This is a genomic window from Streptomyces sp. NPDC048566 (assembly GCF_043199735.1).
Lineage (GTDB): Bacteria > Actinomycetota > Actinomycetes > Streptomycetales > Streptomycetaceae > Streptomyces.
Genome location: NZ_JBICWL010000043.1, coordinates 21,489 through 27,488 on the forward strand (window position 1 = coordinate 21,489; position 6,000 = coordinate 27,488).

General features: G+C 69.7%; 6 protein-coding genes. 3 read left to right on the forward strand and 3 right to left on the reverse strand.

Annotation, left to right across the window (positions count from 1 at the left end):
* Positions 1 to 210: 210 nt before the first annotated feature.
* Positions 211 to 873: a response regulator gene (locus ACGFS9_RS32220; RefSeq protein WP_393258416.1), complete on the reverse strand. Its 663-nt coding sequence runs from the start codon at positions 871 to 873 to the stop codon at positions 211 to 213.
* Between the two features lie 9 nt (positions 874 to 882).
* Positions 883 to 2,103: a sensor histidine kinase gene (locus ACGFS9_RS32225; RefSeq protein WP_393258418.1), complete on the reverse strand. Its 1,221-nt coding sequence runs from the start codon at positions 2,101 to 2,103 to the stop codon at positions 883 to 885.
* A gap of 107 nt (positions 2,104 to 2,210) precedes the next feature.
* Between ACGFS9_RS32225 and ACGFS9_RS32230 the strand changes: the two genes are divergently transcribed.
* Positions 2,211 to 3,152 (forward strand): ABC transporter ATP-binding protein, encoded by a 942-nt coding sequence (locus ACGFS9_RS32230; RefSeq protein WP_393258420.1) that lies wholly within the window; start codon positions 2,211 to 2,213, stop codon positions 3,150 to 3,152.
* 2 nt (positions 3,153 to 3,154) lie between these two features.
* Positions 3,155 to 3,889 carry an ABC transporter permease gene (locus tag ACGFS9_RS32235; RefSeq protein ID WP_393258423.1) on the forward strand — a complete coding sequence of 245 codons (735 nt, stop codon included), beginning with the start codon at positions 3,155 to 3,157 and terminating at the stop codon, positions 3,887 to 3,889.
* A gap of 173 nt (positions 3,890 to 4,062) precedes the next feature.
* On the opposite strand, the gene ACGFS9_RS32240 is transcribed toward ACGFS9_RS32235, so the two are convergent.
* Entirely contained in the window at positions 4,063 to 4,398 is a 336-nt protein-coding gene (locus ACGFS9_RS32240; protein ID WP_393258426.1) for a lysine transporter LysE, read from the reverse strand.
* A 728-nt stretch (positions 4,399 to 5,126) separates the two neighbouring features.
* Here ACGFS9_RS32240 and ACGFS9_RS32245 point away from each other — a divergent pair.
* A complete protein-coding gene (locus ACGFS9_RS32245) occupies positions 5,127 to 5,867 on the forward strand; it encodes a phosphopantetheine-binding protein (protein WP_393258428.1) in 741 nt (246 codons plus the stop codon).
* Positions 5,868 to 6,000 lie beyond the last annotated feature (133 nt).

Sequence of the window (6,000 nt, forward strand, 5' to 3'; positions counted from 1 at the left end):
GGCCCCGGACGGCTGGCGGTTTCAGCATCTGGGCCGGCTGCTCCGGCCGGGGCCTGTCCCCTTCGGGGGCGAGCCGGACGGGCCCGAACTGGACGAGGAAAACCACGGCAATTGTGCCGACAGGCATGGCCAAACTTCCCTCAGTGGCTCGATCGGCGTTCGCCACGAGAAGGAGCGGGCACGACACGGACGTCGACCACAGCCCGACCGTCAGCCCGGGGAGACGAAGCCGGACTCGTATGCCGCGATGACCGCCTGGGTGCGGTCCCGTGCGCCAAGTTTCGTCAGCACGGAACTGACATGCGACTTCACGGTCTCGGTCCCCACCACCATGCGTGCGGCGATCTCCCCGTTCGACAGGCCACGCGCCAGGAGACGCAGCACCTCCCGCTCGCGCTCGGTGAGGGCGGCACGCTCCATCGCGCTCTGGGCGGCTGTGTTGCCGTGGTCCCTGCCGTAGGTGGAAGCCAACTGGCGCACCGCCGCCGGGAACAGCAGGGAGTCGCCCTCGGCCACGAGACGCACGGCGTGCACGATCTCCGCCGGCCGGGCCCGCTTGAGCAGGAAACCGTCGGCTCCCGCACGCAGCGCTCCGTACACGTATTCGTCGTTCTCGAAGGTCGTCACCACTACGATCTTCGGAGGGTCCGGCGTGGTCCGCAGCACTGTCCGCGTGGCCTCGATGCCGTCCATCAGCGGCATGCGCACGTCCATGACGATGACATCGGGACGCAGTTGCCGCACCAAGGGGATCACGGCGGCTCCGTCGGCCGCCTCGCCCACCACCGCGATGTCCGGCTGAGCGGTCAGCACGGCGCGTAGTCCGGCCCGTACGAGCGGCTCGTCGTCGACCAAGAGCACGGTGAGCGGCATCAGATCAGCCTAGATTAACTGCAGCGGAAGATCGACGCGCAGCAGCCAGAAGCCGCCGTGCTCTCCCGCCTCGGCCTCGCCTCCGAGCAACGCGGCACGCTCACGGATGCCGCGCAGCCCCCTGCCACCGCCCGTGACGGCCACTGGCGCCCGGCCCGGCAGGGGATTGCGCACCTCAAGCCGCAGTCGCGCTGTCTCGACGGCGATGCGGACGCCGATGCTGACGGGGCCTGCGTGCCGCAACACGTTGGTGAGGGCTTCCTGAAGCATCCGGTAGGCCTCACGAGAGACCGGCCCCGGAAGGTGCGCCAGCGGCCCGGTCACGTCGAGATCGACGTGCGCTCCCGAGGACCGCGCGGATTCCAGCAGACGATCCGCCTCGTCGAGAGCGGGACGCGTGCCGGCAGGCTGCCCTGTGTCGCGCAGTACGAGCAGCACACGATCCAGATCATCCAGTGCGTTCCGTCCCGTCTCCTCGATGGCCTCCAAGGCTCGGTCGGTGAATCCGCGGTCGCCCGCCGCCCGAGCGGCGCCCGCCTGCACCACGGCCAAGGTCAGCGCGTGGCCGAGCGTGTCGTGCAACTCCCGTGCGATTTCGTTGCGTTCCAGCAGCTGCTCGGTGCGCTGCTCCAACTCGGCGAGACGCTCCTTCACAGACGGCCCGAGCAGACGGCGAGCAGCCTGAGCCATGAGCTCTCCTGCTCCTGCGGCCAGCATCACCGTCACCAGCACGGGCACGGGTGCCAGCAGCGCGTACGCCCGCTGCTCGGTTGAGACGTTCAGCAGTGGGATGGCCAGGTCGGCCTCCCCGAAGGCCGCCCCGGCAAGTGACATGGCCAGCGTCATCAGCGTGTTGGTCACCAGCGCGACTATGAGCCCCGCCTCCAAACGCAGGACCAGCCAGACTCCCGTTCTCGCACGATCGGTCCACGATGCGGAGAAGACGGTGGAGACACCAGGGGCATCGTCGTCCCTCACGCGTGCGTGCGGCCCGGGAAACAGCATCAGCCGCGCCTGCAGCCCCTCGGCATGACGGACCGCGGGCACCATGCCTGCCGCCAGAGCGAGCGGAACGGGCAGGACCGCGACCAGCAGCCAGTCGCGGGGTGACACGTTGTTCAGCCCCGGATAGACCATGGCGCAGGCGAACGGCACGATCGCCCCCACCAGCAGGTGCAGCCAGCGGGTGTAGGTGACCGCACGTATCAGCGGCAGCAGGAGACCCGGCATGCCGACATCGTGTCAGAGCAGGAGAAGCTGCCGTCTCCCTCGTGTGGGGGAGACGCTCCCCTCGGTAGGGGGATGGCTGCGCACGCTTGCCCGACCACGCTGGATCCATGAACAGCATCGATGTCGAAGAACTCACCAAGGAGTACGGCGCCACACGGGCCGTCGACCGTCTGACGTGCAGCATCGAACCGGGCCGGGTCACCGCATTCCTCGGACCCAACGGCGCCGGCAAGTCCACCACCATGCGCCTCGTACTCGGCCTGGACCGCCCCACCGCCGGTACCGCCAGGGTCGGCGGCCGCCCCTATGTGACGCTGCGCGAGCCCCTGCGCGCCGTCGGCGCCCTCCTGGACGCGCAGGCCGCCCACGGCTCCCGCAGTGCCCGCGACCATCTGCGCTTCCTCGCCGTCGGCAACCGTCTCCCGGCACGCCGCGTGGACGAGGTCCTCCAGGACACGGGTCTCACCGCTGTCGCACACCGTCGCATCAAGACCTTTTCGCTCGGCATGCGCCAGCGGCTCGGCATCGCAGCCGCCCTTCTCGGGGATCCACCCGTCCTCATGCTGGACGAGCCGACCAACGGCCTCGACCCGGAAGGCATCGTCTGGATCCGCCACTTGCTGCGCCGGCTGGCCCGCGAAGGCCGCACGGTCCTGGTCTCCAGCCATCTGATGAACGAGACCGCCTCTTTCGCCGACCACCTCGTCGTCCTCGGCAAGGGACGCCTCCTCGCCGACATCCCGACACAGGACTTCATCGAACGGCACAGCGACCTGCAGGTGCGCGTCCGCACCAGTGACCCCAACCGGCTGCGGGCCGTACTGCGGGCCGGGGGACACACGATCGCGGAAGACGAGGACGGCCTATTGATCGTCCACGGCGCCACAGCCGACCAGATCGGAGCTGCAGCAGCCCGCGAGGGCATCCCCCTTCTGGAACTCGCCGACGTCCGGGCCTGCCTGGAGCAGGCGTACCTGGCACTCACCGCCACCGAGACGGAATTCGCAGCCGCGGCCACCGCGTTCCCGACCACCCCCCAGGAGGTTTGATCGTGTCCGTCACCGCAGTACTCCACTCCGAGTGGATCAAAATGAGGTCGGTCCGGGCCAGCTTCGGATCACTTCTCGCGGTCTTCGCCGCCACGCTGGCCATCACCCTGCTCGCCTTCGCCACGGTCGGCCGCGCAGAGGCGGACGGAGCCGAGGATCCCGTCTTCGGAGCCTTCTATGCGATCAACTTCGCACAGATCGCCGCGATCGCCTTCGGGGCCACCGCTGTCTCCTCCGAGTACACGGGCGGTGCCCTTCGGATCTCCCTGTCGGCGGTGCCGCGGCGGGGTCTCTTGTACGCGGCGAAGACCGCAGTCGTGGCCGCGACGAGCCTCGTCGTAGGGCTCGCAACCACGTTCGCCGCCTTTTTCACGGGCCAGGCGTTCCTGGGGAAGTACGCCATCGGCCTCGGTGAGCCGGGAGCTTTGCGAGCCTGCGTCGGCGGGGGAATCTACCTGGCCCTGATGGCCTTGCTGGCGGTGGGACTCACCTTCCTGTTGCGCAGTGCCGTCGGAGTGCTCAGCCTGCTCATCCCCTTCATCTTGATCGTGTCCTTCGTGATCGGAGGCGTCGCCGAAGGCGCCGCCGCCTACCTGCCCGACCGTGCCGGACAACAGATCCTGCACCAGGACCCGGCGGGCGCCCTTGGCCCTTGGACAGGTCTGGCCGTGGCTGCGTGGTGGGCGTCAGCCGCCCTCGTGGCCGGTTGGTGGGCGATGCACCGACGTGATGCCTGACAAGCCGATGCGGCCGGCCCGTGGTGGGATCGCCGCCCCGGACCCTGGTGCGCCTCGCGCATCAACGGATGGGCGTCGGAAGTGGCGTCTTCGCGCCGCCGCCCTCTCCGCCTCGCGCGCTTCGGCGAACGATCACCCCGTGACGGCTTGGATCCGCCGTGACGGAACCGGTCTCACAGGCAGCCGCATCCGGGCCCGTAGAGCAGCAGGAACAACGCCGTTGCGGCCGTCACGGTGAACGCGGCGGCGGTCAGGGCGGCGAAGCCGCGACGGTGCCTCTTCGTGGGATCACGGAATGCCTGCCAGGCGCCGTGGGCAAGGACGAGGCTGAGCAGGCCGGCCCCCGCGATGGTGAAGCGGGGGCTGAAGGACCAGCTCAGGTAGGCGATCAGAGCCAGGCCGCCGAGCAGGACACAGGCGAGCACGCTGAGGACCGCCTCGCCGACGACCTCTCCGCACGCCTCGACCAGGAAACGGCCGACGCCCTTCGCCGCCCTGCGGAGCCTCACGGCGTTCCCCCCTTGGTGTCGATGACCCCGAAGGGTCCCTGGGAGGGAAGACTCCAGCCGATCCGGAAGGGTTGCCGGGTCAGGGGGATCGTCTGCCTCGGTAGGCGGCCACAAGGGTGCCCCGGAGCAGTCGGGCGCCCCACCGCCGTCGCAGGACCGACGCCCTGACGGACGGTCGGGCCCGCCGTCTGCCGTGACGCCGCCTCCGCGCCTCAGCCGCTCCGTGCGACACGCGCCCGTTGACGAGTCCTCCGCCGATGCGCGGGAGGGCGCTGCGGCGTGCGAAGGGGTTACGCCGAGGGGCTGCGAGCACGCGCTCGACAGTTTCAGACCGAAGTGGCTGTTTCTTGGTGTGTCGATCGAGGGGTGAAGCTCGAACCGCAGCGTGCGTGACCGTCGATCGGTTCATGGTGCAGCTAAACAAGCGGTGCGGTCTGATGCTTCAGGGCGAGTGAATGCCCTTATTGGAACCTTTTCGCGCCGGTATGAACTGGCAGTTCTGTGTGCCCTCTTGCTCCAGTCGGGCTCTAGGTGGGCCGTGGAACTCTTTCAAAACGGGGAGTATGGTTTGGTCTTGAGGAAGCCCGACCGCGACACCGTTCCCCAGCGACACAGGGACCCGGTGGTGCGGCCGGCCGGACACGGCCGGGCGGGCGTTCGCACGACGGGACGTACCGCAGCTGTTTTCCCGCCATCGGCCCGCAGGACGGAACCCTTGGAGTCAACTCATGCACGATGAAGACCAGTTCTCCCGCCCGACTGCCTTCGGCGCCTCGCACGAGTCGCTGCTGAGCGGGCTCGTCACGGTGCTGGCCGACGTTCTGCGGATCACCCCTGAGCGCATCGACACCGAGGAGACCTTCCGGCTGCTCGGCCTCGGCTCGCTGCTGTCCGTCCAGTTCGTCGCCGCGCTCAACGGCCACTACGGCACCGACCTGCGTGTCGACGTCCTGCTCGACCACCCCACTCCGGCCGCGCTGGCCCGGCACCTGACGCACGCGGTCCTCTCCTCCACCGGACCGACCGACGCACAGCCGACGCCGGCTCACGCCGAGCCCCTTCCGGGCGCCGAGGCCCACGACGACGCGGTGGGCCAGGTGCTGGAGACGCTGCGCGAGGAACTCGCCCGCATCCTGTGCTGCGACCCCTGGGACCTGCACACCGACTCCCCCTTCGTCGTGCTGGGCGTCGACTCGGTGATCGCGGCGGAGTTCGTCGCCGCGGTGAACCGCATCTACGGGCTCCAGGAGCCCGCCGGCACCCTCTACGACCACCCCGACCTCGTCAGCCTGGCCGTGCACATCGTCGCCGCCGCGCCGCCGCACCAGGTCCCCGAGATCCTGCCGGCCGTCATGGGCGTCCGGGTTCCCGGGGCCGCGCCGCTGGGCGTCGGCGCGCTGCTCGACGCGGTACGCGCCGGATGGATGTCCGTCGACGACGCGCTGGGCCACCTCGCGCGCCGGGCCTGAAGCCGCCCGCCCATGGAGAACACCGCGGACCTCATGGACGAACGCGAAGTCCTCACCCGCTTCAAGGCGGGCCGTCTGGAGCGGGGAGAGGCCGTCCGGATGCTCACCGCCCTGATGTCCGCCGGCCCGCCCG

Coding starts and splice junctions, on each gene's coding strand:
- ACGFS9_RS32220 (WP_393258416.1), bottom strand. CDS start 873: ATGCCGCTCACCGTGCTCTTGGTCGACGACGAGCCGCTCGTACGGGCC.
- ACGFS9_RS32225 (WP_393258418.1), bottom strand. CDS start 2,103: ATGCCGGGTCTCCTGCTGCCGCTGATACGTGCGGTCACCTACACCCGC.
- ACGFS9_RS32230 (WP_393258420.1), top strand. CDS start 2,211: ATGAACAGCATCGATGTCGAAGAACTCACCAAGGAGTACGGCGCCACA.
- ACGFS9_RS32245 (WP_393258428.1), top strand. CDS start 5,127: ATGCACGATGAAGACCAGTTCTCCCGCCCGACTGCCTTCGGCGCCTCG.